General features: G+C 59.1%; 27 protein-coding genes, 1 tRNA gene and 1 pseudogene. 11 read left to right on the forward strand and 18 right to left on the reverse strand.

Annotated features, from left to right (window positions below; all coding sequences use genetic code 11):
• Nucleotide 1 precedes the first annotated feature (1 nt).
• Together PSH69_RS01430 and PSH69_RS01435 are read right to left on the reverse strand one after the other, a co-directional pair.
• Nucleotides 2-748, reverse strand: coding sequence for an ABC transporter substrate-binding protein (locus PSH69_RS01430; protein WP_305410817.1), 747 nt, complete (start codon nucleotides 746-748; stop codon nucleotides 2-4).
• Nucleotides 749-761: 13 nt separating this feature from the next.
• Nucleotides 762-1,535 (reverse strand): ABC transporter ATP-binding protein, encoded by a 774-nt coding sequence (locus tag PSH69_RS01435; RefSeq protein WP_018929226.1) that lies wholly within the window; start codon nucleotides 1,533-1,535, stop codon nucleotides 762-764.
• A 116-nt stretch (nucleotides 1,536-1,651) separates the two neighbouring features.
• Here PSH69_RS01435 and PSH69_RS01440 point away from each other — a divergent pair, with 116 nt between their 5' ends.
• Together PSH69_RS01440 and gabP are read left to right on the forward strand one after the other, a co-directional pair.
• Nucleotides 1,652-1,873, forward strand: coding sequence for a hypothetical protein (locus tag PSH69_RS01440; RefSeq protein ID WP_156043987.1), 222 nt, complete (start codon nucleotides 1,652-1,654; stop codon nucleotides 1,871-1,873).
• Nucleotides 1,874-2,088: 215 nt separating this feature from the next.
• On the forward strand, nucleotides 2,089-3,480 hold the full coding sequence (gabP, locus tag PSH69_RS01445) for a GABA permease (RefSeq protein ID WP_305410818.1): 1,392 nt from the start codon (nucleotides 2,089-2,091) through the stop codon (nucleotides 3,478-3,480).
• Between the two features lie 76 nt (nucleotides 3,481-3,556).
• Here the strand turns inward: gabP and vapC are convergent, their stop codons facing one another.
• The 6 genes and pseudogenes from vapC to PSH69_RS01475 form a co-directional block, all read right to left on the reverse strand.
• On the reverse strand, nucleotides 3,557-3,964 hold the full coding sequence (vapC, locus tag PSH69_RS01450) for a tRNA(fMet)-specific endonuclease VapC (protein WP_305410819.1): 408 nt from the start codon (nucleotides 3,962-3,964) through the stop codon (nucleotides 3,557-3,559).
• Nucleotides 3,964-4,194 (reverse strand): type II toxin-antitoxin system VapB family antitoxin, encoded by a 231-nt coding sequence (gene vapB, locus PSH69_RS01455; RefSeq protein ID WP_305410820.1) that lies wholly within the window; start codon nucleotides 4,192-4,194, stop codon nucleotides 3,964-3,966. The genes vapC and vapB overlap by 1 nt, the downstream gene beginning before the upstream one ends.
• Before the next feature lie 177 nt (nucleotides 4,195-4,371).
• Nucleotides 4,372-4,824, reverse strand: coding sequence for a hypothetical protein (locus PSH69_RS01460; protein WP_305410821.1), 453 nt, complete (start codon nucleotides 4,822-4,824; stop codon nucleotides 4,372-4,374).
• Nucleotides 4,825-4,830: 6 nt separating this feature from the next.
• The gene (locus tag PSH69_RS01465) at nucleotides 4,831-5,247 is read right to left on the reverse strand and encodes a hypothetical protein (RefSeq protein WP_305410823.1); all 417 of its coding nucleotides are present in this window, start codon (nucleotides 5,245-5,247) and stop codon (nucleotides 4,831-4,833) included.
• 37 nt (nucleotides 5,248-5,284) lie between these two features.
• Nucleotides 5,285-6,259, reverse strand: a complete 975-nt coding sequence (locus PSH69_RS01470; protein ID WP_305410824.1) for an alpha/beta fold hydrolase — start codon at nucleotides 6,257-6,259, stop codon at nucleotides 5,285-5,287.
• A gap of 151 nt (nucleotides 6,260-6,410) precedes the next feature.
• Nucleotides 6,411-7,001 (reverse strand): annotated as a pseudogene (locus PSH69_RS01475) (DUF1016 N-terminal domain-containing protein); the annotation flags it as partial.
• A 263-nt stretch (nucleotides 7,002-7,264) separates the two neighbouring features.
• Here PSH69_RS01475 and PSH69_RS01480 point away from each other — a divergent pair.
• The gene (locus PSH69_RS01480; RefSeq protein ID WP_305410825.1) at nucleotides 7,265-7,714 is read left to right on the forward strand and encodes a carboxypeptidase regulatory-like domain-containing protein; all 450 of its coding nucleotides are present in this window, start codon (nucleotides 7,265-7,267) and stop codon (nucleotides 7,712-7,714) included.
• A gap of 84 nt (nucleotides 7,715-7,798) precedes the next feature.
• On the opposite strand, the gene PSH69_RS01485 is transcribed toward PSH69_RS01480, so the two are convergent.
• The 5 genes from PSH69_RS01485 to PSH69_RS01505 form a co-directional block, all read right to left on the reverse strand.
• Nucleotides 7,799-7,874 (reverse strand) — tRNA-Phe (locus PSH69_RS01485).
• Nucleotides 7,875-7,977: 103 nt separating this feature from the next.
• Nucleotides 7,978-8,250 carry an oxidative damage protection protein gene (locus PSH69_RS01490; protein WP_018929219.1) on the reverse strand — a complete coding sequence of 91 codons (273 nt, stop codon included), beginning with the start codon at nucleotides 8,248-8,250 and terminating at the stop codon, nucleotides 7,978-7,980.
• Nucleotides 8,247-9,314 carry an A/G-specific adenine glycosylase gene (mutY, locus tag PSH69_RS01495; RefSeq protein ID WP_305410826.1) on the reverse strand — a complete coding sequence of 356 codons (1,068 nt, stop codon included), beginning with the start codon at nucleotides 9,312-9,314 and terminating at the stop codon, nucleotides 8,247-8,249. The genes PSH69_RS01490 and mutY overlap by 4 nt, the downstream gene beginning before the upstream one ends.
• A complete protein-coding gene (locus PSH69_RS01500; protein WP_305410827.1) occupies nucleotides 9,311-11,545 on the reverse strand; it encodes an AsmA family protein in 2,235 nt (744 codons plus the stop codon). The genes mutY and PSH69_RS01500 overlap by 4 nt, the downstream gene beginning before the upstream one ends.
• A 77-nt stretch (nucleotides 11,546-11,622) precedes the next feature.
• The gene (locus PSH69_RS01505) at nucleotides 11,623-12,027 is read right to left on the reverse strand and encodes an acetyl-CoA sensor PanZ family protein (protein ID WP_305410828.1); all 405 of its coding nucleotides are present in this window, start codon (nucleotides 12,025-12,027) and stop codon (nucleotides 11,623-11,625) included.
• 264 nt (nucleotides 12,028-12,291) lie between these two features.
• On the opposite strand from PSH69_RS01505, the gene PSH69_RS01510 reads away from it, so the two are divergent.
• From PSH69_RS01510 to hisF, 6 genes are all read left to right on the forward strand, one after another.
• Nucleotides 12,292-13,953 carry an OFA family MFS transporter gene (locus PSH69_RS01510; protein WP_018929215.1) on the forward strand — a complete coding sequence of 554 codons (1,662 nt, stop codon included), beginning with the start codon at nucleotides 12,292-12,294 and terminating at the stop codon, nucleotides 13,951-13,953.
• A 204-nt stretch (nucleotides 13,954-14,157) separates the two neighbouring features.
• Nucleotides 14,158-14,751, forward strand: coding sequence for an imidazoleglycerol-phosphate dehydratase HisB (gene hisB / locus PSH69_RS01515; protein WP_007939452.1), 594 nt, complete (start codon nucleotides 14,158-14,160; stop codon nucleotides 14,749-14,751).
• Nucleotides 14,751-15,389, forward strand: coding sequence for an imidazole glycerol phosphate synthase subunit HisH (hisH, locus tag PSH69_RS01520; RefSeq protein ID WP_105340648.1), 639 nt, complete (start codon nucleotides 14,751-14,753; stop codon nucleotides 15,387-15,389). Before hisB ends, hisH begins: the two co-directional genes overlap by 1 nt.
• Nucleotides 15,390-15,647 carry a DUF2164 domain-containing protein gene (locus PSH69_RS01525; RefSeq protein WP_018929213.1) on the forward strand — a complete coding sequence of 86 codons (258 nt, stop codon included), beginning with the start codon at nucleotides 15,390-15,392 and terminating at the stop codon, nucleotides 15,645-15,647.
• Nucleotides 15,648-15,689: 42 nt separating this feature from the next.
• Nucleotides 15,690-16,427 carry a 1-(5-phosphoribosyl)-5-[(5-phosphoribosylamino)methylideneamino]imidazole-4-carboxamide isomerase gene (gene hisA / locus PSH69_RS01530; protein ID WP_305410829.1) on the forward strand — a complete coding sequence of 246 codons (738 nt, stop codon included), beginning with the start codon at nucleotides 15,690-15,692 and terminating at the stop codon, nucleotides 16,425-16,427.
• A 9-nt stretch (nucleotides 16,428-16,436) separates the two neighbouring features.
• Nucleotides 16,437-17,207, forward strand: coding sequence for an imidazole glycerol phosphate synthase subunit HisF (hisF, locus tag PSH69_RS01535; RefSeq protein WP_018929212.1), 771 nt, complete (start codon nucleotides 16,437-16,439; stop codon nucleotides 17,205-17,207).
• A gap of 36 nt (nucleotides 17,208-17,243) precedes the next feature.
• Here hisF and PSH69_RS01540 read toward each other — a convergent pair whose 3' ends face one another.
• Nucleotides 17,244-18,773 carry a serine protease gene (locus PSH69_RS01540; RefSeq protein ID WP_305410830.1) on the reverse strand — a complete coding sequence of 510 codons (1,530 nt, stop codon included), beginning with the start codon at nucleotides 18,771-18,773 and terminating at the stop codon, nucleotides 17,244-17,246.
• Nucleotides 18,774-18,986: 213 nt separating this feature from the next.
• On the opposite strand from PSH69_RS01540, the gene PSH69_RS01545 reads away from it, so the two are divergent.
• Nucleotides 18,987-19,742, forward strand: a complete 756-nt coding sequence (locus PSH69_RS01545; RefSeq protein ID WP_305410831.1) for an ABC transporter substrate-binding protein — start codon at nucleotides 18,987-18,989, stop codon at nucleotides 19,740-19,742.
• 54 nt (nucleotides 19,743-19,796) lie between these two features.
• On the opposite strand, the gene PSH69_RS01550 is transcribed toward PSH69_RS01545, so the two are convergent.
• The 4 genes from PSH69_RS01550 to gpmI all read right to left on the reverse strand — a co-directional run bounded on the left by PSH69_RS01550 (nucleotide 19,797) and on the right by gpmI (nucleotide 25,050).
• On the reverse strand, nucleotides 19,797-20,579 hold the full coding sequence (locus PSH69_RS01550) for a divergent polysaccharide deacetylase family protein (protein ID WP_305410832.1): 783 nt from the start codon (nucleotides 20,577-20,579) through the stop codon (nucleotides 19,797-19,799).
• Nucleotide 20,580: 1 nt separating this feature from the next.
• Nucleotides 20,581-21,900, reverse strand: coding sequence for a S41 family peptidase (locus PSH69_RS01555; RefSeq protein ID WP_028939599.1), 1,320 nt, complete (start codon nucleotides 21,898-21,900; stop codon nucleotides 20,581-20,583).
• Between the two features lie 34 nt (nucleotides 21,901-21,934).
• Nucleotides 21,935-23,227, reverse strand: coding sequence for a murein hydrolase activator EnvC (locus PSH69_RS01560; protein WP_305410833.1), 1,293 nt, complete (start codon nucleotides 23,225-23,227; stop codon nucleotides 21,935-21,937).
• A 293-nt stretch (nucleotides 23,228-23,520) separates the two neighbouring features.
• Complete coding sequence (gene gpmI, locus PSH69_RS01565; RefSeq protein WP_305410834.1) at nucleotides 23,521-25,050, reverse strand: 2,3-bisphosphoglycerate-independent phosphoglycerate mutase; 1,530 nt, start codon at nucleotides 25,048-25,050, stop codon at nucleotides 23,521-23,523.
• Nucleotides 25,051-25,203: 153 nt separating this feature from the next.
• Here gpmI and PSH69_RS01570 point away from each other — a divergent pair, with 153 nt between their 5' ends.
• Entirely contained in the window at nucleotides 25,204-25,617 is a 414-nt protein-coding gene (locus tag PSH69_RS01570; protein WP_018929205.1) for a rhodanese-like domain-containing protein, read from the forward strand.
• Nucleotide 25,618: the final 1 nt, after the last annotated feature.

A 25,618-nucleotide genomic window follows, 5' to 3' on the forward strand; every position in this document is an offset into this window, starting at 1 on the left:
ATCAATAGATGCTGAACGGGAAGTACTTGTCGTTGATCTTTTTGTAGGTGCCGTCAGCGACGATTTCTTTCAGCGCAGCGTTCAGCTTTTCGCGGATCGGGTCGTTCTTGCGAACGGCGATACCGATCTTGTCGCTTTCTTCTACCGGGTCGCCCTTGAATTCGTAAGCGCGGCCTGCGTCGCTTTTCAGCCATTCATAGTTGACGTACTTGTCGGCCAGGATGCCGTCCAGACGACCGGAAGTCAGGTCCAGGTAAGCGTTTTCCTGGGTGTCGTAGAGTTTGACTTCGACACCTTCCATGTTGTCTTCCAGCCAGGTGCCGGCCAGGGTCGCGCGTTGGGCGCCGATCACCTTGCCTTGCAGCGAAGCCTTGTCGGTCTTGAAGTCGACATCTTTTTTGGCAATGAACTGCAGCTTGTTGGAGTAGTACGGGGCGGTGAAGTCCACCGCTTGCTTGCGCTCATCGGTGATCGACATCGAGGAGATCAGGAAGTCGAACTTCTTGGCGTTCAGGGCCGGGATGATGCCGTCCCAATCGGAGGTGACCACGGTGCATTCGACTTTCATCTTGGCGCACAAGGCATCGCCGATGTCTTTGTCGAAGCCGACGACATTGCCACTGGCATCTTTGTTGTTGAACGGCGGGTAGGCCGCTTCGATCCCCATCTTCAAGGTCTCGGCGGCGGCACCGGCGCTGAAGGCCAGGGTGACGGCCGCAGCCAGGAAGATCTTTTTGAAGTTCTGCATGCGGGTAGCTCCGTTAGCGGTTGCTGGACATGAATTGTTTGCAGCGCGCCGAAAGCGGGTTTTCGAACACCTGCTGCGGCGATCCTTGTTCTTCTACCAAGCCTTGGTGGAGGAACACCACTTCGCTGGAAACCTGACGGGCGAAGCCCATTTCATGGGTCACGAGCAGCATGGTGCGGCCTTCTTCGGCCAGTGCGCGGATGACATTAAGTACTTCCTGGACCATTTCCGGGTCAAGGGCGGAGGTGGGTTCGTCGAACAGGATCACCTTGGGTTGCATCGCCAAAGTGCGGGCGATGGCTGCACGTTGCTGCTGGCCGCCGGAGAGTTGTGCGGGGTAGGCGTGGCGCTTGTCAGCGATGCCGACCTTGGCCAGCAGGGCTTCGGCGACTTCGATGGCCTCGGCCTTGCTCTGACCGAGTACGCGGCGCGGGGCCTCGATGATGTTGTCGAGCACGGTCATGTGCGGCCAGAGATTAAAGTTTTGAAATACAAAACCGATCTCGCTGCGCAGGCGATTGATCTGTTTGCCGTCGGCAGCGACCAGTTCGCCGTTCTTGGCGGACTTGAGCTTGAGTTCTTCGCCGGCCACCAGGATCTGGCCCTGGTGCGGGTTTTCCAGCAGGTTGATGCAACGCAGGAACGTGGACTTGCCGGAACCGGAGGAGCCCAGGATCGAGATCACGTCGCCGTCGCGGGCGGTCAGCGAGATGCCTTTGAGCACCTCAAGCTGTCCGTAGCGTTTGTGCAAGTTGCGGATTTCAAGCGCGGGCGTGGCCTCAGCCATGTGCGTTCCTCATAGTGTGTTGCGCTCCTGCTGTTGGTCGCCTTCCTGGCGAGGCGGCCAAGCTAGCATAGCGTTCGAATGGCAGCCAACAGCGCTCGGGACGGTAAACGGATGGCATGTGGCAGGTTGTCGCATCGGTACAGCAGACTGTCGCGCTGCTATCAACCGAACAGCCGTTTGAACCCGATGTGGTCCGGCTGTCCCGTAAAAAAAGGCGCGATGTTGCCAGCTTTGGCGGGGTGTTGGAAGCGCTAACCGGCCAAACGTTCCTGATCTGCACTTTTATTGTGCGCGCCTGCCTTTTTGGGTGTGTTTCCGGTGCATGGATTCGTTCCTGAAGTGGGTGGCAAGGTAACGCTCTGGCTAAATGCCATTAATCTCAATGACTTGCGATAAGCGCTCCATCGGCGCACAGGCCGCGTATACCGGGGGCGTGAAACATTTTGGCGCAATTATTGCGTGCAGAATAAGGAACACTCTGTTGGATTCTTTTTACGAGAAGGGATTTTCAGGCGGGGTGGACTGAATCGATTTCCAGGCAAAGGTAGTTTCAATGAGCAGTACGCAAAGCTCCAATGGCCTCGAACAGGGGCTCAAACCGCGTCATGTGACCATGTTGTCGATCGCCGGGGTTATCGGTGCCGGCCTGTTCGTCGGCTCCGGCCACGCCATCGCCGCTGCAGGCCCGGCCGTGCTGTTGGCCTACGCTGCCGCCGGTGCGCTGGTGGTTCTGGTCATGCGCATGCTCGGCGAGATGGCCGTTGCATCGCCAGATACAGGCTCCTTCTCGACGTATGCCGATCGTGCGATCGGTCACTGGGCCGGTTTCACCATCGGCTGGCTCTACTGGTGGTTCTGGGTTTTGGTCATCCCGCTGGAAGCTAACGCTGCGGCGACCATTCTGCATGCCTGGTTCCCGAACGTGGCGATCTGGGCCTTCACCTTGGTCATCACGTTACTGCTGACGGTGACCAACCTGTTCAGCGTGAAGAACTACGGCGAGTTCGAGTTCTGGTTCGCCCTGGTCAAAGTCGTGGCGATCATCGGCTTTATCGGTCTGGGCCTTCTGGCGATCTTCGGCCTCCTGCCCACCAGCCAGGTCAGCGGCGTGTCGCACCTGTTTGACACTCAAGGCTTCCTGCCAAACGGTATGGGCGCAGTGCTCGGCGCCATTCTGACCACCATGTTTTCCTTCATGGGCACCGAGATCGTGACCATCGCGGCCGCGGAATCGAAGAACCCAGGCCAGCAGATCTCCAAGGCCACCAACTCGGTCATCTGGCGGATTGGCTTGTTCTACCTCGTCTCCATTTTCATCGTTGTGGCCTTGGTGCCGTGGAACGACCCGATTCTGGCCAGCGTCGGTTCCTACCAGACCGTGCTGGAGCGCATGGGGATCCCGAATGCCAAGCTGATCGTTGATATCGTGGTTCTGGTTGCGGTCACCAGCTGCCTGAACTCCGCGCTCTACACCGCTTCGCGGATGATGTTCTCGCTGGGCAAGCGCGGCGACGCGCCGGCCGTTTCCCAGCGCACCAATAGCAGCGGCACGCCTTATTGGGCTGTGATGCTGTCGACCGCTGCGGCATTCCTTGCAGTCTTCGCCAACTACGTGGCCCCGGCTGCCGTGTTCGAATTCCTGCTGGCCAGCTCCGGCGCCATCGCGTTGCTGGTGTACCTGGTGATCGCGTTTTCGCAACTGCGTATGCGCAAACAGCGCATGGCTCGCGGTGAAAAAATCGCCTTCAGCATGTGGCTGTTCCCAGGTCTGACCTACGCGGTGATCGTATTCATCATCGCCGCCCTGACCATCATGCTGTTCCAGGAAGCGCATCGCGTGGAGATCCTCGCGACGGGTCTGCTGAGCGTGTTGGTGGTGGCTGCCGGTCTGTTTGTGGCGCGTCGTCGCAAGCTGCAGAAACTGGGCGCGGTGGTGCTGAGCTGATCCGTACCGCGTAACGCAAAACGGCCGCTGTCAGTGATGACACGCGGCCGTTTTTGTTTTGTCTGTTGTGCCTGGTTCAATCGGGGTGAACCCAGTCTTCAACCCGTAAACCGGATACACGCTCAAATTCCCGAAGGTTATTCGTCACGATGGTGAATCCTCGTGAGCGTGCGTGGCCGGCAATCATGTGGTCATAAGGGCCTATTGGCGTCCCTGCTTTAGCCAGTTCCGAGCGAATCATTCCGGTGTGCGCGGCTGCTTCATAGTCAAAAGGCAAGATCTCAAGACGGGCAGCAAAACCTTCAATGACAGCGAGGTTTTTTTCCGGTGAGGCAGATTTTTCGGCGCCGTAGATCAGCTCCATCAAGGTGATGGCGCTGATGCACAGCTGGCCGTGATGACGATTGAAGGCTTCGCGAACAGCCAGCGGTTTGTTCTTGATGGTGAAGATGCAGATATTGGTATCAAGCATGTATTTGATCATCAGAACGACTCACGCTCCTGATCGGCTGGCTGTTCACGGTCGGCCATGAAGTCTGCGCTCACGCCTTCACCATCGAACCAGCTGTCCCAGGCTTCTCCTGCCGGGGTGATGAGGCGAGCCCTGCCGATAGCGATCACATCGACTCGTTTCACATCACTGGGCATTGCGACGGCTTTGGGCAGGCGGACGGCCTGGCTTCGATTGCTCATAAAAAGGGTGGTTTGTTCCATGGTGGCCTCCTGCGCTTTGCTGGTGCTTGAAGTCAAAGAATAGAATTTCGGCGGGATATGTCAATGGGATATACGTCGCGACTGACGAAGGGTGGGTAGTCACGACAGATTTATGGTTACAAAAAAACGGCCGCTGTCAGTGATGACACGCGGCCGTTTTTTTCTTGCGGGGTAGCGTTACTTGGTCTTTTCGACCGGCAGGTCCAGCGACTGACGATAACTGTCCAGCGCATCACCAAAGTCAGTGATGAATTGCGGATCGGTCAGCCAGGCCTGGGCGGTATCGCGGTCCATGCCATCGGCCCACATGCGGTAGTCGATCAGCATGTCGGCGGCCAGGTGTGTGGCGGCCATGGCTTCGTTGTCGGCGTTTTCCATGTCCAGCAGTTCTGGATGGTCGCTGATGATCCCGGCAAGGTTCGACAGCAGGGTCAGCAGCATGTCGTTGCGGCTGGTGGCTTCGGCGTCACGCATTTTGCTGAACATCGCCAGGGTGTATTCCGGGATCGGCTCGCCGATCTCACCCAGGTCATCATTCAGATCGGCAGGCTTTCTGCCGACCATGCGGATTTGTTTGGCTTTGGCTTTTGCGCGTTTGGCGCGTTTCTGTTGCTTATTCAGGGATGCCATGGGAACTCAGTGGGTTTTCTGTTGGGTTTGGGCCGCGATGGCGTCGGACGCCGCCACGTAATCAGCCTGGAAGGCCGGCGATTCGATCCACGCCAGTGCACCGGCCTCGTCGGTCTCGGTGGACCATTGGCGGTATTCGATCAGCGCCGCGAGGATGAAGTCCATCGCGCCTTCTTCGCCTTCCTGTTCGTACACCAGCTCCAGCAGCGGGTCTTCAAGGAAGGCTGTGCACATTGCCTGCTGGCTGGACTTTTCGGCGTCGATCATTTTTTTGAACAATTCGGTCAGGTCCACCGATTCGAAGTCGATGCGATCGTCGTTCGGGTCCAGCTCGACCGGCGCGGCGACCCGCTGGGTGCGGTTCTGCTTGGCCTTGGCTTTGGCGCGGGAGGCGCGTTTGTTCTGCTTGTTGGCGGAGGCCATGGGCGTCATTCCGTAATTCGTTGAGAGGGCGCATCAATCAGTTGCGGGGCACTCGCCGCCCGGGTGTATCGGGGGCCAGCTCGCCGGTCTGCAGCCAGGACAATGCAATGGGCCATAGTGTGGCTTGGTATGCGCTGCGAAAAAAGGCGAAATGTCCGACTTCTTCTTCGCCGATGTCCCCAGGTGTGATTCTCAGGTGGGTATTTGTACTGCCGGTGAAGTAGCCAAGCAGGCGTTCTATGGCTGGAATCGTGCCGTAGGGATCGTCGCTGAGGCTGATGGCCAGGGTTTGTGCGCTGACGTTGGCGAAGGGCAGTCGACCGGTTCTGGCGTGGATGAGACGACCGCTGGGGCGTTTCTCATATCGGTCGCTGGGCGTGCTCCAGTCGCGAACCACGCCGGCGGGGGTGTCTTCGAGCCAACCCAGGCGTTTGCCGGGGAAGTAGCCGCAAAGCGTCGTCATCAACGGCATCACCACGTGCCACTTGGCGAACATCCGACAGCGATGAGCGGGGGCGTAGTCGCGCCAGTAAGCGAACTGCGCGCCCACTGCCACCAAGCGTCGGATCAAATGCCCGGAGGCCCCCAGCCCCGCAGCACAGCCGCCGAAGCTGTGGCCGACGACATTGATGGGTTGTTCCGTAAATTCGCGTTGCGCTCTTTGCAGCATCGCCTCGAAATCCAGCGCGCCCCAGTCGGACCATGAGGCCTCGAGCCCTTTCAGCGATGCGGGACGCGACTCGCCGATGCCACGGTAGTCATAAGAGATCACGTCAAAGCCGTTGGCGAACAGGTAATCGGCGAAGCGCGAATAGTGTCGGCAACGGACAGAGGTGGCAGCGTTGACGATAACCACCGGGCGAGTTGGGTCTTGATGGGGGTGTCGCCAGGTGAAGCCGCCAAGGAGGAAGCCATCGGCGGCGGGCTCCCTGAAGGATTCGCCGGGTGTGCGGGTGGGTAACGGTAACTCGAGTTGAGTCGGGGCCAGTGAGGGCATGTCCTGCAAGTTCATCGGCTTTGAACCTTTGCGGCGAGTTACTCACCATAGTCGTCATGCCGTTTATGAACAATCTGCCCGCGCTTATCGGGGGCGTTTGAGTAACCGTTCCTCAAGCATCCCGTTCCCTATCCGGTTCTGCATGAGGTTCCTCCTTGCTCAGGACTGCATTGGGCAGGCCGAGAAACTCCAGTAGCACGGGGTCCCGGATGAAATCCCGAGGGCTGGCGTTCATTTGCTGGATGTTGATGGCGGCTTCCTGTTTGACGGCAGACCGGTCGCGACTCGCCAGCAGGCGTTCGTAGTAGAGGGTGTTGATCTGACGCTCGAGAGCGCGACTTGACCAGTTCTGGAGCGCTGATTCGTTCATGTACCAGTGGCGAGCGTTGTCGTTGTCGACTCGCAGCAGCCTGCGGTAGTGGGGCCAGCTCAATTCGGAACGCACTGCGTTCCAGATTGGAAAGGTCTGATAAAAATCCCGCATGTATCGCAGGTTGCGTTCGTCAAAACCTTTTCCAAACTCGGAAGTCAGGACTTTGGCCAGTGTCGAGAGCAGCTGCTTGCCATAAGCCGCCCGCCGAGCCCCTTCCTGCTCGAACTCCACGATATGCCGGCCGATCTGCCAACAGGTTTGCACCTGAACGGTATCGACCGCTCGCAGCACCTTTTGGCGCGTGTCACGGATCAGCTCGCCCAGACTGCCGAGCAGTGAAACCATTTGTGGATCTTGAGTGTTATCGGGTTTGAGGTGGCTCATGACATCTTCCGCAGCTGGAGGGAACAGGCGCAAGAGGATGGCAGGAGAGTGATAGTCGACGATGCCGGGCGCTGCTGATAAGTCGGAAGGAATTACCGGATTCGTCTTGCAGGACACCATCGACTACAGCTCGTACTTGAGGAGCAAATCGTGTAGTCCGATTCGCAGTGAACCCAATTCCGAATCGATCTAAAACTTGAGTATTCGGCGATAAATCTAAAAGGAGTAACGAGTGGGTTCTACGTAACCCGGGAGTCGCCATCATGAAGTACGTCCATTCACTCATGCTGCCCATCGCCGCTGTCGGCGTACTGCTGTTGCCCGTCGCGCTTAACGCCGCCAGCCTTGAGCCAATTGACAGCTCGGCCGTGCAAGTCCAGCAGCAACAACAAAACGGGATTACCTACCTGTCCGGGGGGATTGGAGAGGACGAGGCTAAAGCCATTCAGCAAACCAAGGGCTACAACCTGCACATGACATTCTCCACCGGGCCTCAGGACGAATACGTTCCCGATGTGGATCTGGTTATTCAGAAAGCCGCAGGGCAGACCGTGCTGACACTGAGTGAGGCTGGACCGTTGGTTTACGTTCAGCTGCCTGCCGGCAAGTACACCGTTATCGCCACGCATAAAGGTGAGGTGCGGCGTGATACAGCGGATGTGGGCAGTGGTGCCGCTCGCAATCTGGTTTTCCACTGGGGCGGTCAAAACTAGTCAGGAGAAGTGGCTTGCGTGATGTTCGATTAAATCGCAGGCATAAAAAAACCCTGAATCTTGCGATTCAGGGTTTTCGGTATTTGGTGCCCAGAGACGGAATCGAACCGCCGACACGGGGATTTTCAATCCCCTGCTCTACCGACTGAGCTATCTGGGCAACGGGGCGCATTAAACGGGTTTTTCAGGGGGTCGTCAAGCAAGTTTTCAAAAAATATTTAATTATTACCGTCGCTTACGTGCCGACCCCGAATTTTGATCAATTATTGAGCAGGTGGAACGTAGCCTTCAGCCTTGGCGTATTCCTCGCCGGAAAAGTATTTGTCCATCTCACCCTGAAGGTATTTGCGGTCTTCGGCGTTCATCATGTTCAGGCGTTTTTCGTTGATCAGCAGGGTCTGGTGTTTCTGCCAGTCGGCCCAGGCCTTGGCCGAGACGTGGTCAAAAATGTCCTGACCTTTTGCACCCGGGAATGGAGCGCGCTCCAGGGCGGGCAGTTCTTCTTTGTACTTGCGGCACATGATGGTGCGGGTCATGACGACTCTCCTGCGTTCAATACGGCGGCCGCGCGCTCGAGCAAGGTTTTGACCGGGGCGGCAAGGCCCAGGCGCGGCGGGGTGGCGAGGTTATACCAGAGCCAGTCGGCCTCGGCCACGTGATGGCCGGCCTCCTGGACCTGCACCAGCCAGGGTTCGATGGATAACTGAAAGTGGCTGAAGGTGTGCACCAGGCTCGGCAGTGCCTGCTGGCTGCCCAGTTCCAGCGAGTGCTGCGAAGCCAGATGTTGCAGGTCGTCGAGGTCATCGAGTTCCGGCAGGCTCCAGAGACCGCCCCACAGGCCCGTGGAAGGGCGTCGGTAAAGCAGAATCGCGCCATCGCCGTTGGCGAGCATCGGCATCAGCGTGCGCTTCTGTGGCACGGCTTTGCGTGGCTTGGGGATCGGGTAGCGGGTTTCCAGGCCGAGCATGTGTGCTTCGCAGCCCTTTTCCAGCGGGCAGAGCAGGCAGCTCGGTTTGCTGCGGGTGCAGAGCGTGGCGCCCAGATCCATCATCGCCTGGGTGTAGGCATTGACCCGATCATGCGGCGTGAAGCGCTCAGCGTTCGCCCACAGCTGTTTGGCGACCTTCGGCTCGCCGGGATAACCCTCTTGCGCGGTAAAACGCGCCAGCACCCGTTTGACGTTGCCGTCGAGGATCGGCGCGCGGATGCCCATGCTCAGGCTGGCAATCGCCCCGGCGGTGGACAGACCGATACCCGGCAGCTCGGTGAGTTTTTCCACATCAGGGGGAAACTCGCCGCCATATTCGGCGACCACAATCTTCGCGGTCTTTTGCAGGTTGCGCGCCCGGGTGTAATAACCGAGGCCGGTCCACAGGTGCAGCACTTCGTCTTCCGGCGCGGCGGCCAGGGCTTCGACGGTTGGCAACGAGGCCATGAACCGGTCGAAGTAGTTCAGCACCGTGCTGACCTGGGTCTGCTGCAACATGATTTCCGAGACCCACACCCGGTAAGGGGTGATGCCCTGTTGCCACGGCAAGTCATGGCGACCGTGGCGGTCGTACCAGTCCAGTACGGCCGTTGAAAACTGCTCGGCTCTCATCGCTTGAACAGCCCCTTGAGCGCGTTTTTCAGTTCCGGGCTGACTTTATCGCCAAGCTTCTCGTCGATTTTTTCGCTGATGCGCTCGCCGGCCAGCTTGCTGGCGACCTGGCTCATGCGTTCGCTGTCGAGGCGGCAAGCCTTGGCACCCAGCTCCAGCGGGCCACGGCAGCGCAGCGGCCATTCAATGCCGACGTATTTCTCGCCGACCTGACAGGCCGGGTCCGGCATATCGCTCTTGTCGCCTTCGACGATGATGCCCAGGCGGTAATCCATGCCCAGCACCCGCAGGTCGATGTCGCCGTTACCGTTTACAGTCATGCCCGGGACGCGCACTTTCAGGTCCGGGTTATTGGCCACGCCGTTGCGCAAAGTCAGGTTGCCCTTGAGCTCCTCGAAGGGCGTGTCCTTGCCCCGTGGTTCACCACTGAGGGTTTTGCGATTCAGGGTGGCGATGCCTTTGCACAGTTGCTGCTCAAGGTTGGCATTGAGCAGCATGCCGTTATTGATGACGAAGCTGGCGTTGCCGTTGAGACTGTCGATCAGCGCGCTCTCGCTATTGCCACTGCCGGTCAGGGTGCTGTTGAGCGTGACCTGGCCTTTGACCGGTGGATTTTTCCCCTGGCCCTCGAGGATTTTCTCCACCGGCACGTTGTTGATGCGCGTCTGCATGTTCAGCGCCGGCACTTGCTGGCGCACATCCAGGGTGCCCTTGGCTTCGAAGTTGCCGTCGTACAGATCGCCGCGCAGGTTCTCCAGGGTCAGCAGGCCGCCTTGGCCGTTGGCTTTGAGCGTCGCGTTCTGAATTGGCAGTTTGTCGAGGGTCAGTTGGCCGAAGGTCAGGTCGGCGTCCACGTCGAGTTTGCTCAGGCGCTCCACCGGGAACAAGCGGTCGCTGCTCCACGGGCCTTTGGTCGGTGATGGCGGCAGCGGTGTGCTGCCAGGGCCGGCCAGGGCATCGGCTTCGGTGCTGGCCACTTCGGCCTTGCGTACCTGAGTTGCGCTGTTGGCTTCGGCGGATTTCGGCGGCAGGTAACGGTCGACGTTGAAGGTGTCAGCCTTGAGGGTTGCCCGCAGCGATTGCTTGGCGAAGTCTTCAATGGCGATGCGGCCGCTGAAGTTGCTGTCGTCAAGTTTCAGGTTGATGTTATCGAGCGACAGGCTGGTCGGCGTGCCGGCAACCTGGCTGACCAGTTCAACTTTGCTCAGGCTACCTTCGGCCATCGCCGGGAGTTTCTGGCCGATGCTGTCGACGAATTTCGCCAGATCGAATTGGGCAATCGACAGGCCACCGCTGATTTGCGGGGTCTTGTCGAGGTCGTTGGCTTTCAGTTCACCCAAGGCGCGCAACTGGTTGGCGGAGATCTTGATGCCAGTCCATTCGGCGACGTTGGCGGCCTTGTCCAGCAGCAACTGACCTTGAGCGGCGAAGGTCATGGTCTTGCCTTGCAGCGGATCGCCAGCGACTTCGCCGGAGAGTTTCATGTCTTCGAACTTGTAGCGTTGCAGCGCCCGCTCGAAGCGCAGCTCGCCAGCCAGCTCGGTCCGCACCCGCAGAACTGGTTGGTTGGTACCCAGGAACGCCGTGAGTTTGACCGGGATGTTGGTTGAGTCATGGACCGGGCCGGTACTCAGCTGGATGCTTTCGGCGCTGAACTGCTTGCCGGTTTTCTCGTCGTTGTACTCAACGCGGGCGTTGTTGACGGTCAGGCTGTCGATGTCCAGGCGGACCGGCTGAGCCGGTTTTTCGGCCTGGGCGACGGTCGTTGGCGCGGGTTCGCCGGTGGTGGCGGGCGTTGTGGTCGAGGTTGTCGCAGCCGCAGGTGCCGGCACCTTGCCGATGTCTTCCCAGTTGCCATGGCCGTCCTTGTCACGGTTCAGGCGCAGGTTCAGGCCTTCGACGCGCACATCGCTCATCTGCACTTCACGGCGCAGCAGCGGAATCACACGGACCGACAGACCGAGCATCTGCAGGTCAGCAAACGGCTCGGTGGGCTTGGCCAGGGTCGCGACACTGGCTTCGTGCAATTCCAGGCCCAGCCAGGGGAACAGGCTCCAGCCGATATCGCCATTGAGCGTCAGCTCGATGTGGGCCTTGTCGCGGGCAATCTGGCGAATCTCGTCTTTGTAGTCGTTGGGATCGAAGAAGTGGGTCAGGGCAAAGCCCAGCGCCACAATGATCAGCAACAGCCCGAGAAGTACCAGACCCAGGATTTTGCCGAACGCTTTCATGGGCGAGTCCTTGTATTAGTCGAATTCGAAATTTAGCCGGGGAGTATAGCGCCCCGAAGTGGCCGCCCGGTCAGCGATCATGTCGGGAGCACATCCAGCGGCACTTTCAGCTTAGCCGCCAGCGCCTGGGCTTCTAGGTGCCCGGCGGGCGCCAGCAGGCGCAATGTTGCGCCCGATTGCACCGCCATTTTCTGCGCTTCGCTTACCAGGCGCTCGGCAACACCACGGCGGCGGGTGATTTTTCGTACGCATAAATGGGACAAATGCCAGGTGTCATGGTGCCGTTGCAGACGTGCTGCGCCCAGCAACCGATCGTTGAAGCGTCCGGCGACCAGCGAGCCGTCCCGCAAGCAGCTTTCGATCAGCTCAGCATCCCCTGTGAAGGGCGCAAACAGCCAGTCCGGGGCGTCGCGGTAAATCTTCTGCAGATCTTGCTGATCCTGATAAGTGGCTTCCTTCAGCAGTTCGACAATGATCGGCATGACGCCTCCTTTGAAAAATTAATCCGGCCCGGTGGCCGGAAAACACGCTCATCCAGTGGTACGAGATCAGATGACGTACAAAAGGTGATATCAGTTTGGTTTTTCTGTCACGTGCAAATGGTAACCTCTGCCCGTTCGTCCGTCCTTCTGCGACGTGATGTCGCACCAAAATGAAGCTTCACCTAAAAACAGTCATGTCTGCGTGCATAAAGGCTGGGGGTGAGGAGCGGCTGGCGAACCCTACTAATAATTGGGGGAAACACCATGACTACGAGCATCACGGCGGACGGCTTTGCCGACCGGCCCGCGTTCCTGTCCAAGGAACGCATCATCGCCAAGCCCGGTTTTAACCGTTGGCTTGTACCACCGGCCGCTCTGGCCATCCACCTCTGCATCGGCATGGCCTACGGCTTTTCGGTGTTCTGGCTGCCGCTGTCCAAGGCCCTGGGCGTCACCAAAGCCGTGGCTTGCGCGCCGGACATGAGCTTCATCGCTCAGGTATTTTCGTCGCAATGCGACTGGCCGATCTCGATGCTCGGCTGGATCTACACCCTGTTCTTCATCTTCCTGGGTTGCTCGGCGGCGATCTGGGGCGGCTGGCTCGAACACGCAGGCCCACGCAAGGCAGGTGTTGTATCGGCACTGTGCTGGTGTGGCGGTCTGCTGATTTCGGCGCTGGGGGTCTATACCCACCAGATCTGGCTGATGTGGATCGGCTCCGGGGTCATTGGCGGTATCGGCCTGGGGCTGGGCTACATCTCACCGGTCTCGACCCTGATCAAGTGGTTCCCGGACAAGCGCGGCATGGCGACCGGCATGGCAATCATGGGGTTCGGTGGCGGCGCGATGGTCGGCGCTCCACTGGCTGCGGCCCTGATGGGCCACTTTGCTTCGCCAACCAGCGTCGGTGTGTGGCAGAGCTTCCTGGTGATGGCCGCGATCTACTTCGTGTTCATGATCGGTGGCGCACTGTCCTACCGCGTTCCGCCAACGGGCTGGAAGCCTGAAGGCTGGACGGCTCCGGCGAAAAAAGCTTCGAACGCGATGATCACGCACCGTCATGTGCATGTGAATGTGGCGTGGAAGACCCCGCAGTTCCGTCTGGTATGGCTGGTGCTGTGCCTGAACGTTTCGGCGGGTATCGGCATCCTCGGCATGGCTTCGCCGCTGTTGCAGGAAGTGTTCGCCGGTAAATTGCTTGGCAACGACCTGACGTTCGGTCAACTGGACGCTTCGCAACTGGCCTCGATCGCCGCCATTGCTGCCGGTTTCACCGGTCTGCTGAGCCTGTTCAACATCGGTGGCCGGTTTTTCTGGGCTTCGTTCTCGGACTACCTGGGTCGCAAAAACACCTATTTTGTGTTCTTCGCCCTGGGTTTCGCCCTGTACGCGCTGATCCCGAACCTCGGTCACCTGGGCAGCGTTGCGCTGTTCGTGGCGGCGTTCTGCATCATCCTGTCGATGTACGGCGGTGGTTTTGCGACTGTTCCTGCCTATCTGGCGGACTTGTTCGGTACGCAAATGGTCGGCGCGATCCACGGTCGTCTGCTGACAGCCTGGGCGGCGGCGGGTGTGTTGGGGCCGGTGTTGGTGAACTACCTGCGTGAATATCAGCTGAGCATCGGTGTTGAACGTGCCGCGGCGTACGACATCACCTTGTACATCCTCGCGGGCCTGCTGGTGCTGGGTTTCATCTGCAACCTGCTGGTGCGCCCGGTGGCGGACAAGTACTTCATGACCGATGCCGAACTGGCCGCCGAACAGGCGCTGGGCCACGACAAGGGTGCTGACGCCAGCACCGTGCTGGAGTGGAAAGCGGATGCGGGCACCAAACCGTTGGCGGTGGCTGCGTGGCTGGTGGTAGGGATTCCGTTGGCGTGGGGTGTTTGGGTGACGCTGCAGAAAACGGCTGTCCTCTTCCATTAAGTAGACGCATCACCCCTGTAGCTGATCGCTCACACGCTCTGCGTGTGAGCGATCAGTGGTCCTGAGATGCTTGTACGGACATGTCTATCCCCGACAGCACGGGGTTCACTCCGTCAGTGATATCACCTCCCGTGTTTCTGTTTAGCGCCCGCGACCCTATAATGGCTGCCTTTTTCGCCCCAATGATTTTTTGCGGAGCTGGTGATGGCCGAACGTATGGCGTCTGTCGAGCGCGACACTCTGGAAACCCAGATCAAAGCCTCGATCAACCTGGATGGCACCGGAAAGGCCCGATTTGATATCGGTGTGCCTTTTCTTGAGCACATGCTGGACCAGATCGCCCGTCACGGGCTGATCGACCTGGATATTGTCAGCAAGGGCGACCTGCATATCGACGACCACCACACGGTGGAAGACGTCGGTATCACCCTGGGTCAGGCCTTCACCAAAGCCATCGGCGACAAGAAAGGCATCCGTCGCTACGGCCACGCCTACGTGCCGCTCGATGAAGCGCTGTCGCGTGTGGTGATCGACTTCTCCGGCCGTCCTGGCCTGCAGATGCATGTTCCGTATACCCGCGCTACCGTCGGCGGTTTCGACGTTGACCTGTTCCAGGAATTTTTCCAGGGCTTCGTCAACCACGCCAACGTCACCCTGCACATCGACAATCTGCGTGGGCACAACACCCATCACCAGATCGAGACCGTGTTCAAGGCTTTCGGTCGCGCCCTGCGCATGGCCGTGGAGCTGGATGACCGCATGGCCGGTCAGATGCCGTCGACCAAAGGCGTTCTGTAATGCAGACGGTCGCGGTTATCGATTACGGCATGGGCAACCTGCACTCGGTGGCCAAGGCCCTCGAGCATGTCGGTGCCGGCAAGGTGCTGATCACCAGCGATGCCGATGTGATTCGCGAAGCCGACCGGGTGGTATTCCCCGGGGTTGGCGCGATTCGCGATTGCATGGCGGAGATCCGTCGCCTGGGCTTCGATTCGCTGGTGCGTGAAGTCAGCCAGGACCGTCCGTTCCTCGGCATCTGCGTGGGCATGCAAGCCTTGCTCGACCGCAGCGAAGAAAACGACGGCGTCGATTGCATCGGCCTGTTTCCAGGCCAGGTGAAGTTCTTCGGCAAGGATCTGCACGAAGACGGCGAACACCTGAAAGTCCCGCACATGGGCTGGAACGAAGTAAAGCAGACGGTGATTCACCCGCTGTGGCACAACATTCCGGACCTGGCGCGCTTCTACTTCGTGCACAGCTACTACATCGCTGCCGGCAATGCGCGGCAGGTGGTCGGTAGCGGTCATTACGGGGTCGATTTCGCCGCCGCGCTGGCCGATGGCTCGCGTTTCGCCGTGCAGTTCCACCCGGAGAAGAGCCATACCCATGGCCTGCAATTGCTGCAGAACTTCGCCGCGTGGGATGGCCGCTGGTAAATGGCTGCCAAGAAGAAGCCGCCGATCCTGACCCTCACTCCCGAGCAGGAGAGCGAGGCCAATCACAAGATCAAGCGCTTCATGGAGGACCGCTTCGAACTGGACCTGGGTTCGTTCGAAGCGGCTGAAATCCTTGAGCTGTTTACCCGCGAAATTGCTCCGCACTATTACAACAGGGCGATTTTCGATGTGCAGACGCACCTCAAAGAGAGGTTCGAAAGCATCGAAAGCGACCTGTGGGCGCTCGAGAAAAACTGATTTCCGAGCGAAGCTGAATACTCGAATTTGAAGGTTTGCCAGATGCTGATTATTCCCGCTATCGATCTCAAAGACGGTGCCTGTGTTCGTCTGCGCCAGGGCCGCATGGAAGATTCCACAGTGTTCTCCGATGACCCGGTGAGCATGGCTGCCAAGTGGGTGGAGGGCGGTTGCCGTCGTCTGCATCTGGTCGACCTGAACGGTGCGTTCGAAGGCCAGCCGGTCAACGGCGAAGTGGTCACCGCCATCGCCAAGCGCTACCCGAACCTGCCGATTCAGATCGGCGGCGGTATCCGTTCCCTGGAAACCATCGAACACTACGTGAAAGCGGGTGTGAGCTACGTGATCATCGGCACCAAGGCCGTGAAAGATCCGGCTTTCGTTGCTGAAGCCTGCCGCGCGTTCCCGGGTAAAGTGATCGTCGGTCTGGATGCCAAAGACGGTTTTGTCGCCACCGATGGTTGGGCCGAAGTCAGCACCGTGCAGGTCATTGACCTGGCCAAGCGTTTCGAAGCCGACGGCGTGTCCGCGATCGTTTATACCGACATCGCCAAAGACGGCATGATGCAGGGCTGCAACGTCTCTTACACCGCTGCTTTGGCTGCTGCGACGAAGATCCCGGTCATTGCATCCGGCGGTATCCACAATCTGGGTGACATCAAGTCGCTGCTCGACGCCAAGGCACCAGGCATCATCGGCGCCATCACCGGCCGGGCGATCTACGAAGGCACCCTCGACGTTGCTGAAGCGCAAGCTTTCTGCGATTCGTACAAAGGCTGAGGACTCACCATGGCGCTGGCCAAACGCATCATCCCTTGCCTGGACGTGGATAACGGCCGGGTGGTCAAGGGCGTCAAGTTCGAGAACATTCGCGACGCCGGCGACCCGGTGGAAATCGCCCGTCGCTACGACGAGCAGGGTGCCGACGAGATTACCTTTCTCGACATCACTGCCAGCGTCGACGGCCGCGACACCACGCTGCACACCGTTGAGCGCATGGCCAGCCAGGTGTTCATCCCGCTGACCGTGGGCGGCGGCGTGCGCACCGTGCAGGACATTCGCAATCTGCTGAATGCCGGCGCGGACAAGGTCTCGATCAACACCGCGGCAGTGTTCAACCCGGAATTCGTCGGCGAAGCGGCGCAGCATTTCGGCTCGCAGTGCATTGTCGTCGCGATCGACGCCAAGAAAGTTTCCGGCCCGGGCGAACCCCCGCGCTGGGAAATCTTCACCCACGGTGGTCGCAAACCAACCGGCCTCGATGCCGTTGAGTGGGCGAAGAAGATGGAAGGCCTCGGTGCCGGCGAAATCCTGCTGACCAGCATGGATCAGGACGGCATGAAAAACGGCTTCGACCTTGGTGTCACCCGCGCTATCAGCGATGCGCTGGGGATTCCGGTAATCGCCTCCGGTGGCGTCGGCAACCTGCAGCATTTGGCCGACGGTATTCTCGAAGGCCACGCCAGTGCGGTATTGGCGGCAAGTATTTTCCACTTCGGCGAATACACCGTTCAGGAAGCCAAGGCCTACATGGCCCATCGCGGAATCGTGATGCGATGAAGGCCCGCGGCCCGGAGAAAACGCTCCGGGCCGATGTTATGGGGCAACTTGAGCGTTGGATGACGCAGCCTTATGAGTTCCAGTCACCGGGCTCAGTAAGTCGATCCTCGGTTCGGACGCCTGTCCCGACTTGTCGTAGGCAATGACGCAAAGCTTTCCCGGAAGTTTCTCGCTCGGAATAAAGAAGTCCATTGTCATGTTTTCAATGTATTTTTCGGGTTGATGACAGTCCGTTGTTTCTACAGGACCAAACTTGATGGAGTAGGTCCGATACGGCTCTTCTGCTTTCGCCAGTGTTACAAACACGTTGCTTTCAATGGACAAGTTGGCCTGCGCGGTTGGTGTGTTATCCAATATCTCTACGGGTAAAGACAACGCGTTTTTCAAGAGGCCTCTTGAGGCGTGCTGTTCAGCTGATTCCAGACCTAAAATGCATAGAAAATAGAATCCAGGTTTCGTACCTATCTCAGAATTGATTTGTGCATCTGTTGAACTTATTGGATCGCTGTAATTTTCGGTTTCCTCGCATTTCATTGCGGAGGAAACGGTTTTATGACGGTAGAAGGGAGTACTGATTGAAAATCGATAGTTCCAGGTCGGGATGACTATGGAACCATTATTGAGCTGTTTAACTCTCTTGTATCTGTCCAGCTCGGCTGCGCCACCGTCAACGGTAAACGCCGGGTAGAGTTGGCAGGACGATGGCGGATTTGGAGCGATACGGCCTTGTGAGAAACACCCGTTGAGAAGCGCCGTGGGGTTGCCATACACATTTTCGTGTACTGCCACATAGTCATTTCCAACGCGCGTGCAGGGCGCATGATCGCGGCATGGGACAACATCCACCTCGAAATTTCCTGTTCCCACTACCCCTACGATCTCGTTTGAATAGCGATCCAGCACGGGGCTTCCGGAGCTGCCGCCTCGAATGTCCTTGCAGCGAGTCATAAAGGTGTTCCGCCACACCCATGGACCTTCAACAAGGTCCAGGGTGGGCTGCAAAGTACAAGCCGCCATGCGCAATGTGATTTGGTCGAAACCTGTTGGTGCCCCCACGATCAAGACATCGGTGCCATTCGTTGGTGTCTCACTCGCCAGTTTCAACGGTTGTATGCCATCCGCAATGAGCTTTTGAAGGCTGACATCCAATTCAACTATAGCCATATCAACGCCTTGCATGCTCCGCCATATCGTGGTCTTCAGCGGATAGGCCTTGAACTTGGAGGTGTCGGTGAAATAATTGAATGTGATGGTGCCGCTGACCGGGCTGTCGGTCATGATGTTGCCATTGGTCAATTCAATGCAGTGTCCCGCAGTAAGTACGTAAGCGGGCGTTTCCGGCAACTCGATTTCATCGCGTGTATCCAGAAGGGCCGCGGTACAGCTCCCGTGATTGATCGCCAGGCGCCCGATACCTTGCCAGTGGTCGCGGGAGCCGTCGGTATTTTCAAGGATTTTGGAAGGGGCCAGGTTCTGCAGGCCTTCGCCATAATCGCTGTTGTTCGCAAAACTGAGTGTACACAGTGAGCACAATGCACTGGCAAGAAGTACGGGGATCGAATTCATTGAAGGGTGCCTCTGATTAATTGAAGAAACGGCCTGTGGCCGGGTATTTGCAATTAATCAGGTGAGGCCGGGTGGAGGGTGGTAACTATCTACCACAATGACTGTGATACCCATTATTTTAATGATGCATATAAGGCCGTTATCAACAGGCCAGTAGACAGCATGGCGGGCTCAAGGCACTCTTGGGCACGCCATGGATTCCGGTAGCCCGACATGCTTAAACGTCTTCTTCTTGTCCTCGCCAGCGCTTCTCTGTTGCTCATCAACGGGGCTCGCGCCGAAGAAGGTCCCGGCACCGGCCTGGTATTGCTGACGGAAAACTTTCCCCCATACAACATGGCGAAGAACGGCAAGAACTTCGCCCAGGACGAGAACATCAATGGCATCGCCGTGGACATCGTCCGCGAGATGTTCAAGCGCGCCGACATCCCCTACAGCCTGACGCTGCGTTTCCCTTGGGAGCGAATCTACAAACTCGCCCTGGAAAAGCCCGGTTATGGCGTGTTCGTAATGGCGCGGCTGCCGGACCGCGAGAATCTCTTCAAGTGGGTCGGCCCTATCGGCCCGGACGACTGGATCATGCTGGCCAAGGCTGATAGCAAGATCACCCTGGAATCGCTGGATCAGGCGCGTAAATACAAAATTGGTGCCTACAAGGGCGATGCGATTGCCGAGACTTTGGCCAAGCAAGGGCTGAAGCCGATTGTGGTTCTGCGCGACCAGGACAATGCGAAGAAGCTGGCTAACGGTCAGATCGATCTGTGGGCTACGGGTGATCCGGCGGGACGTTACCTGGCGCGGCTGGACGGGGTAACCGGGCTCAAGACCGTACTGCGTTTCAACAGCGCCGAGCTGTACCTTGCGCTGAACAAGGACGTGCCGGATGAGACCGTCGCCAAGCTGCAGGCTGCGCTGGATCAGTTGCGCAAGGAAGGCGTGGTGGACGACATCATGGCGCGGTATCTCTAAATCCCAACGCCGAGCCTTGTAGCTTACGCAAAACACTGTGGGAGGTGCGGCAAGTCAGCGGTAGACGCCATCCTTGCCATGAGCAGCCGTCGCACGATTGCCGCGCACGCTAATCATCAATTTGATGTCGATCCACTCAATTCCCTGTGCCTTGAGTTTGGGCAACTCACGCTCCAGCACCGCCAGAGTCTGCGGATACGGATGCCCGATCATCACCGCCGAACCCTGCTTGCGCGCCAGGCTGATCGCCGTCTGTAGCTGCGTGAAGATCGCCGCTTCGGTGGGCTCGTCATCCAGAAACACATCCCGCGAAACGCTTGCCAAACCAATCTTCTGCGCCTCGGCGGCGGCCACGGTTTGCGCACTGGTGCGGCTGTCGACGAAGAATTTGTGCCGACGCTGCAAGTCCGCCATCAGCCAGGCCATGGCCGGTTGCTGAGCGGTCATGCGGCTACCCATGTGGTTATTGATGCCGGCGGTATAGGGCACCATGTTGAACGCGGCGTTCAGGCGCTTTTCAAGTTCTTCGATGGGCAACTCGGGATGCCAGGCGAATGGTCCGGTGGCCGGGTCCATGGGCATATGCAGAATGACAGTCTTGCCGGCGCGATGGGCTTCGCGGGCGAATTCGGTGGCGTGGGGTGTATCGGGCATGATTGCCGTGGTGACCGGGCCGGGCAGGGCCAGCACGCGACGATCCCGGGGCAGGTTCTGCCCCAGGTCATCGATGATCAGGCTCAGATAAGCCTTGTGAGGTGTGGTCGCTGTCGTGGCAGGTGCTGCGTGAGCAACTCCCGCCAGACTGCACAGCAGACCGAGTAGTAACCGCAGGCGCATCTCAGTGGCCGCGGGTGATGCTCAGTCCTTTGAGCAGGCTCAGGGCCTGGGCCAACTGGTAATCGTCATCCTGCGGCATGGCCTTGGCTTTGCCGCCCGAACCTGTCGGTTTGTCGGCGCCGCCGTTGCCATTGCCCAAGTGACCTTGCAGATCGGCTTCCTTGAAGTAATCGCCGTCCTGCTCGTTGGTGATCTTGGCCTTGCGCACTTCGATGTCCGGGACGATGCCCTGAGCCTGAATCGAGCGGCCGTTCGGCGTGTAGTACAGCGCCGTGGTGATTTTCAGTGCGCGGTCGTTGTTCAGCGGCAACACGGTCTGGACCGAGCCTTTGCCGAAACTGGTGGTGCCCATGACCACCGCACGTTTCTGATCCTGCAGGGCGCCGGCGACAATTTCCGAGGCCGAGGCGCTGCCGCCGTTGATCAGCACGACCATTGGCACAGCTTCGCTTTCGTCCTTGCCGGTAGCGGAGAAGCGCAGTTCAGAGTTGGCGATGCGGCCCTTGGTGTAGACGATCAGGCCCTTGGTGATGAAGTGGTCGACCACTTCCACCGCCGATTGCAGCACGCCGCCCGGGTTGTTACGCAGGTCGAGGACGATGCCGCTGAGCTTCTTGCCGTTGTCCTTGCGCAGCTTGGCCAAGGCCTTGGAGACCTCTTCGCCGGTCTTGACCTGGAACTGGGTGATGCGGATGTAGCCATAGCCGGATTCCAGCAGCTGGCTCTTGACGCTTTTCACCTGGATGGTGGCGCGGACCAGGGTCACGTCGAACGGAGTGCCGCCGTCGCGGACCAGGGTCAGGGTGATCTTCTGGCCGATCTTGCCGCGCATCTTGTCCACGGCTTCGGTCATGCTCTGGCCGCGAGTCGGCTGGCCGTTGATCTTGACGATGAAGTCGCCGGCCTGGATGCCAGCCTTGGAGGCCGGGGTGTCATCGATAGGCGAAACCACTTTGATGAAGCCGTCTTCCGCGCCGACTTCGATGCCCAGGCCGCCGAATTCGCCGCTGGTGCTTTCCTGCAATTCAGTGAAGTCTTCCGGGCCCAGGTAGGCGGAGTGCGGGTCAAGGTTGCTGAGCATGCCTTTGATGGCGTTTTCCAGCAGGGTCTTGTCGTCAACCGGTTCTACATAGGCTGCCTTGATCCGGTCCATGACTTCGGCAAAGGTGCGCAACTCGTCCAGCGGCAATGGCGCCTTGGTGGTCGCAGCAGTGCCGGCAGGCGCGACCGCCGGGGCCGGTTGAGCGGCGAACGCCAGAGGCGCGCCGATCACCAGGGCGATCGTCAGAGCCAGCGAGGTAAGGCGGGACAAATGCAGCATGTCGAACGAACTCCTAATGTAGGTGACTCAACGCCTATCCTTGCGCGCGGCACCATTGCGCCGGGTCACTCGGGTGACCCTGCTGACGAATAGCGAAATACAGCGCTGGTGTGTCCTGCCCGCCACTGTTACCGACAGTGGAGATGGACTCACCGGCTTTTACCACGTCACCCGCAGACTTGAGCAGCGTCTGGTTGTGACCGTAAAGACTCAAAAAACCGTTGCCGTGGTCGAGAATCACCAGCAGCCCGGCCCCACGCAGCCAGTCGGCAAACACCACGCGACCGCCGTGAACGGCATGCACCTGGCTGCCGGCGGAGGCGCTGATCATCACGCCGTCCCACTTGGTGCGGGCATCGTCGCCACGGGTTTCACCGAAGCGTGCCAGCAGTCGACCATCAACCGGCCATGGAAGTTTGCCGCGAGTCGAAGCAAAAGGACCGCCGAAGGTCTCGCCTGAACTTGAAACCAGGGCACCGGGCGTCGATTTGGCGGGTTTGCGTGGGGCGTCGCTGGCGTCTGCTTCAGCCTGAGCCTCACGTAACCGCTTTTTTTCGGCTTCCTGCTGGGCGATCAGCGCTTTTTGCCGCGCTTCTTCTGCCTCTCGGGCCTGACGAGCCAGGGTTTCTTCAATGGTTTTAAGGACTTTAGACAGGTCCGCCTGATCCTGCTCGCGGGCGGCCAGTTTCTGATCGCGAGCCTTCACGTCGTCATTGAGCTTGGCCAGGACTTGCTGGCGCTCCTTGCGGACCTTGTCGAGTTCGTCGCGCTGGCTGTCGAGGCTGCTTTTCTGCACCAGCAATTGCGCTTGCTGCATGGAGATGTCTTTTTCGACATTGGCCAGTTGGCGCAGGGTTTCGTTGAAATTCTTCAGCTGCTCCAGGCGGGCCTGGCTCAGGTAGTCGTAATAGGTGAGGGTACGGGCGAACTTTTCCGGGTTCTGCTGGTTGAGCAGCAGTTTCAGGTACTCCTGGCGGCCATTCTGATAGGCCGCGCGGGCCTGGATGGCGATCAGTCGTTGCTGTTCAACGCGCGCGCTCTGGAGTTTTTTTTTCTCGGCATCGAGTCGCTGCAGCTCGGATTCGCTTTTCTTCAGCTCTTTTTGCAGCGCCTCGACCTGCTTCTCGAGCTTGCCCATCTCGGTTTCGGTGCCTTTGAGGTCCTTCTGCACCCCGGATTTTTCTTCCTGGAGTTTACCCAGCAGTTTTTTCAGCTCGGCGATGTCCTGACGCGTGGCGTCCAACTGTTGTTGGGTTTGCGCGCGCTCGTCGGCAAAGGCCGGTTGGAGCAGGCAAGTCAGAGCGAGGGCTATCAGGACGCGAAGCATAGAGGCGGGCGACACCAGGGAAAGGGACGGCCTAGTATGCCCGCCCCACGCTGCAAAAAAAACGCCCAATTGGGACTGTGTGATAACTGGACTGAAAACCAATGTGGGAGCGAGCCTGTGTGGCGAGGGGGCTTGCCCCCGTTGGATCGCGAAGCGGCCCCAAAATCTGCAATCGCGGTGTACCAGGTACACCGCATGCAATGGTTTTACGACTGCTGCGCAGCCGAACGGGGGCAAGCCCCCTCACCACACAAGCCCGCTCCCACAGGGTTGTGTGGTGTTTGAACGGCGGATTACACCAGAATCGAAGTTCCGGTCATTTCCACAGGCTTCTCAAGCCCCAGCAACTTCAGCATGGTCGGCGCCACGTCAGCCAGCACACCGCCTTCGCGAACCTTCAAGTCACGCTTGCCGACATAGATGAACGGCACCGGCTCGGTGGTGTGGGCGGTGTGGGCCTGGCCGGTGGAGGCGTCGGACATTTGCTCGACATTGCCATGGTCGGCGGTAATCAGGGCTTCGCCGCCGACTTTTTCCAGTGCCGTGACGATACGGCCGACGCAGGTGTCCAGGCATTCCACAGCTTTCACCGCCGCCTCGAATACACCGCTGTGGCCGACCATGTCGCCGTTGGCGTAGTTGACCACGATCACGTCGTAACGCTGGTTTTCAATGGCATCGACGATGCGGTCGGTGACTTCCGGGGCACTCATCTCGGGCTGCAAGTCATAGGTGGCGACTTTCGGCGACGGGATCAGGATGCGTTCTTCGCCCGGGAACGGTTCTTCGCGGCCGCCGGAGAAGAAGAAGGTCACGTGGGCATACTTCTCGGTTTCGGCAATGCGCAGCTGTGTCTTGCCGTTTTTCGCCAGGTAATCGCCCAGTACGTTTTCCAGGCTGCCCGCAGCGAAAGCCGACGGCGCGGGGATGCTGGCGGCGTATTGGGTCAGCATGACGAAACCGGCCAGTTTTGGCTGGCGAGCACGTTCGAATTCCTTGAAATCGTCTTCGACGAATACGCGGGTCAGTTCGCGGGCACGGTCGGCGCGGAAGTTCATGAAGACCACGGCGTCGCCGTCTTCGACCTTCACCGGCTCACCGATGCTGGTGGCTTTGACGAATTCGTCGCTCTCGCCACGTTCGTACGCAGCTTGCAGGCCTTCCTGGGCGGTGGCGGCGTTGAATTCGCTGGCGCCATCGACGATCAGGTTGTAGGCCTGGGACACGCGATCCCAACGGTTGTCACGGTCCATGGCGTAATAACGGCCAATGATGCTGGCGATCCGGCCTTTGCCGAGGGCCTGGAAGGTCGCATCCAGCAACTCGATCGACGACTGGGCGCTTTTCGGCGGCGTGTCGCGGCCGTCGAGGAAGGCGTGCAGGTAGATTTTTTCGGCGCCGCGCTTGAAGGCCAGCTCAGCCATGGCGACCAGGTGGTCCTGGTGGCTGTGAACGCCGCCATCGGACAGCAGCCCCATGAAGTGCACGGCTTTGCCGGCAGCGACGGCTTTATCCACCGCGGCGCAGATGGTCGGGTTCTCGAAGAACTCGCCGTCGCGGATCGCTTTGGTCACGCGCGTGAAGTCCTGATACACCACCCGGCCGGCGCCGAGGTTCATGTGGCCGACTTCGGAGTTGCCCATCTGGCCGTCCGGCAAGCCGACGTCCATGCCGCTGCCCGAGATCAGGCCGTTCGGCACGGTGGCCCACAGACGGTCCAGTACGGGCTTCTTCGCCGCAAAGATGGCGTTGGATTCAGGGCTCTCACTGTGACCGAAGCCGTCGAGAATAATCAGGACCAAAGGTTTAGGCGTGGTAGTCATGGATTCCACTCGTGGCTGAATTAAAAGAGGGCGATGGAAAAGGGAGTAGGAGTTTAAAGCTAAGTTCCGGCGCCGTCACCGCCGGACGGGGTTTGGCCCACCATAGTGGCTGTGTATACTGGCCGACATTTTAACGCCCTGGAACCTCCTTCGATGGTTGATCACCTGATTCAATTCGCCACCAACCACTACATTCTCGTGGGTATCTTCGTTGTACTGGCGGCCCTGCTATTGGCCTATCAGATGCAAGGCGGCGGCCGCAGCCTGAGCACCGGTGAACTGACCGGGCTGGTCAACAAGGACGCAGGCGTGGTGGTCGACATTCGTCCGACCAAGGATTTCGCCGCCGGTCACATCGTTGGCGCGTTGAACATTCCTCAGGACAAACTGACCGCTCGCGTCGGCGAACTGGAAAAGCACAAAGCCAAGACCATTATCCTGGTCGACGCCATGGGCCAGACCGCCGGTACTCATGCCCGTGAACTGGTGAAAGCCGGTTTCACCGCTGCCAAGCTGTCCGGCGGTATTTCCAGCTGGAAAGCCGACAATCTGCCACTGGTGAAGTGAT

It is taken from the genome of Pseudomonas sp. FP1740 (genome assembly GCF_030687165.1).
GTDB lineage: Bacteria > Pseudomonadota > Gammaproteobacteria > Pseudomonadales > Pseudomonadaceae > Aquipseudomonas.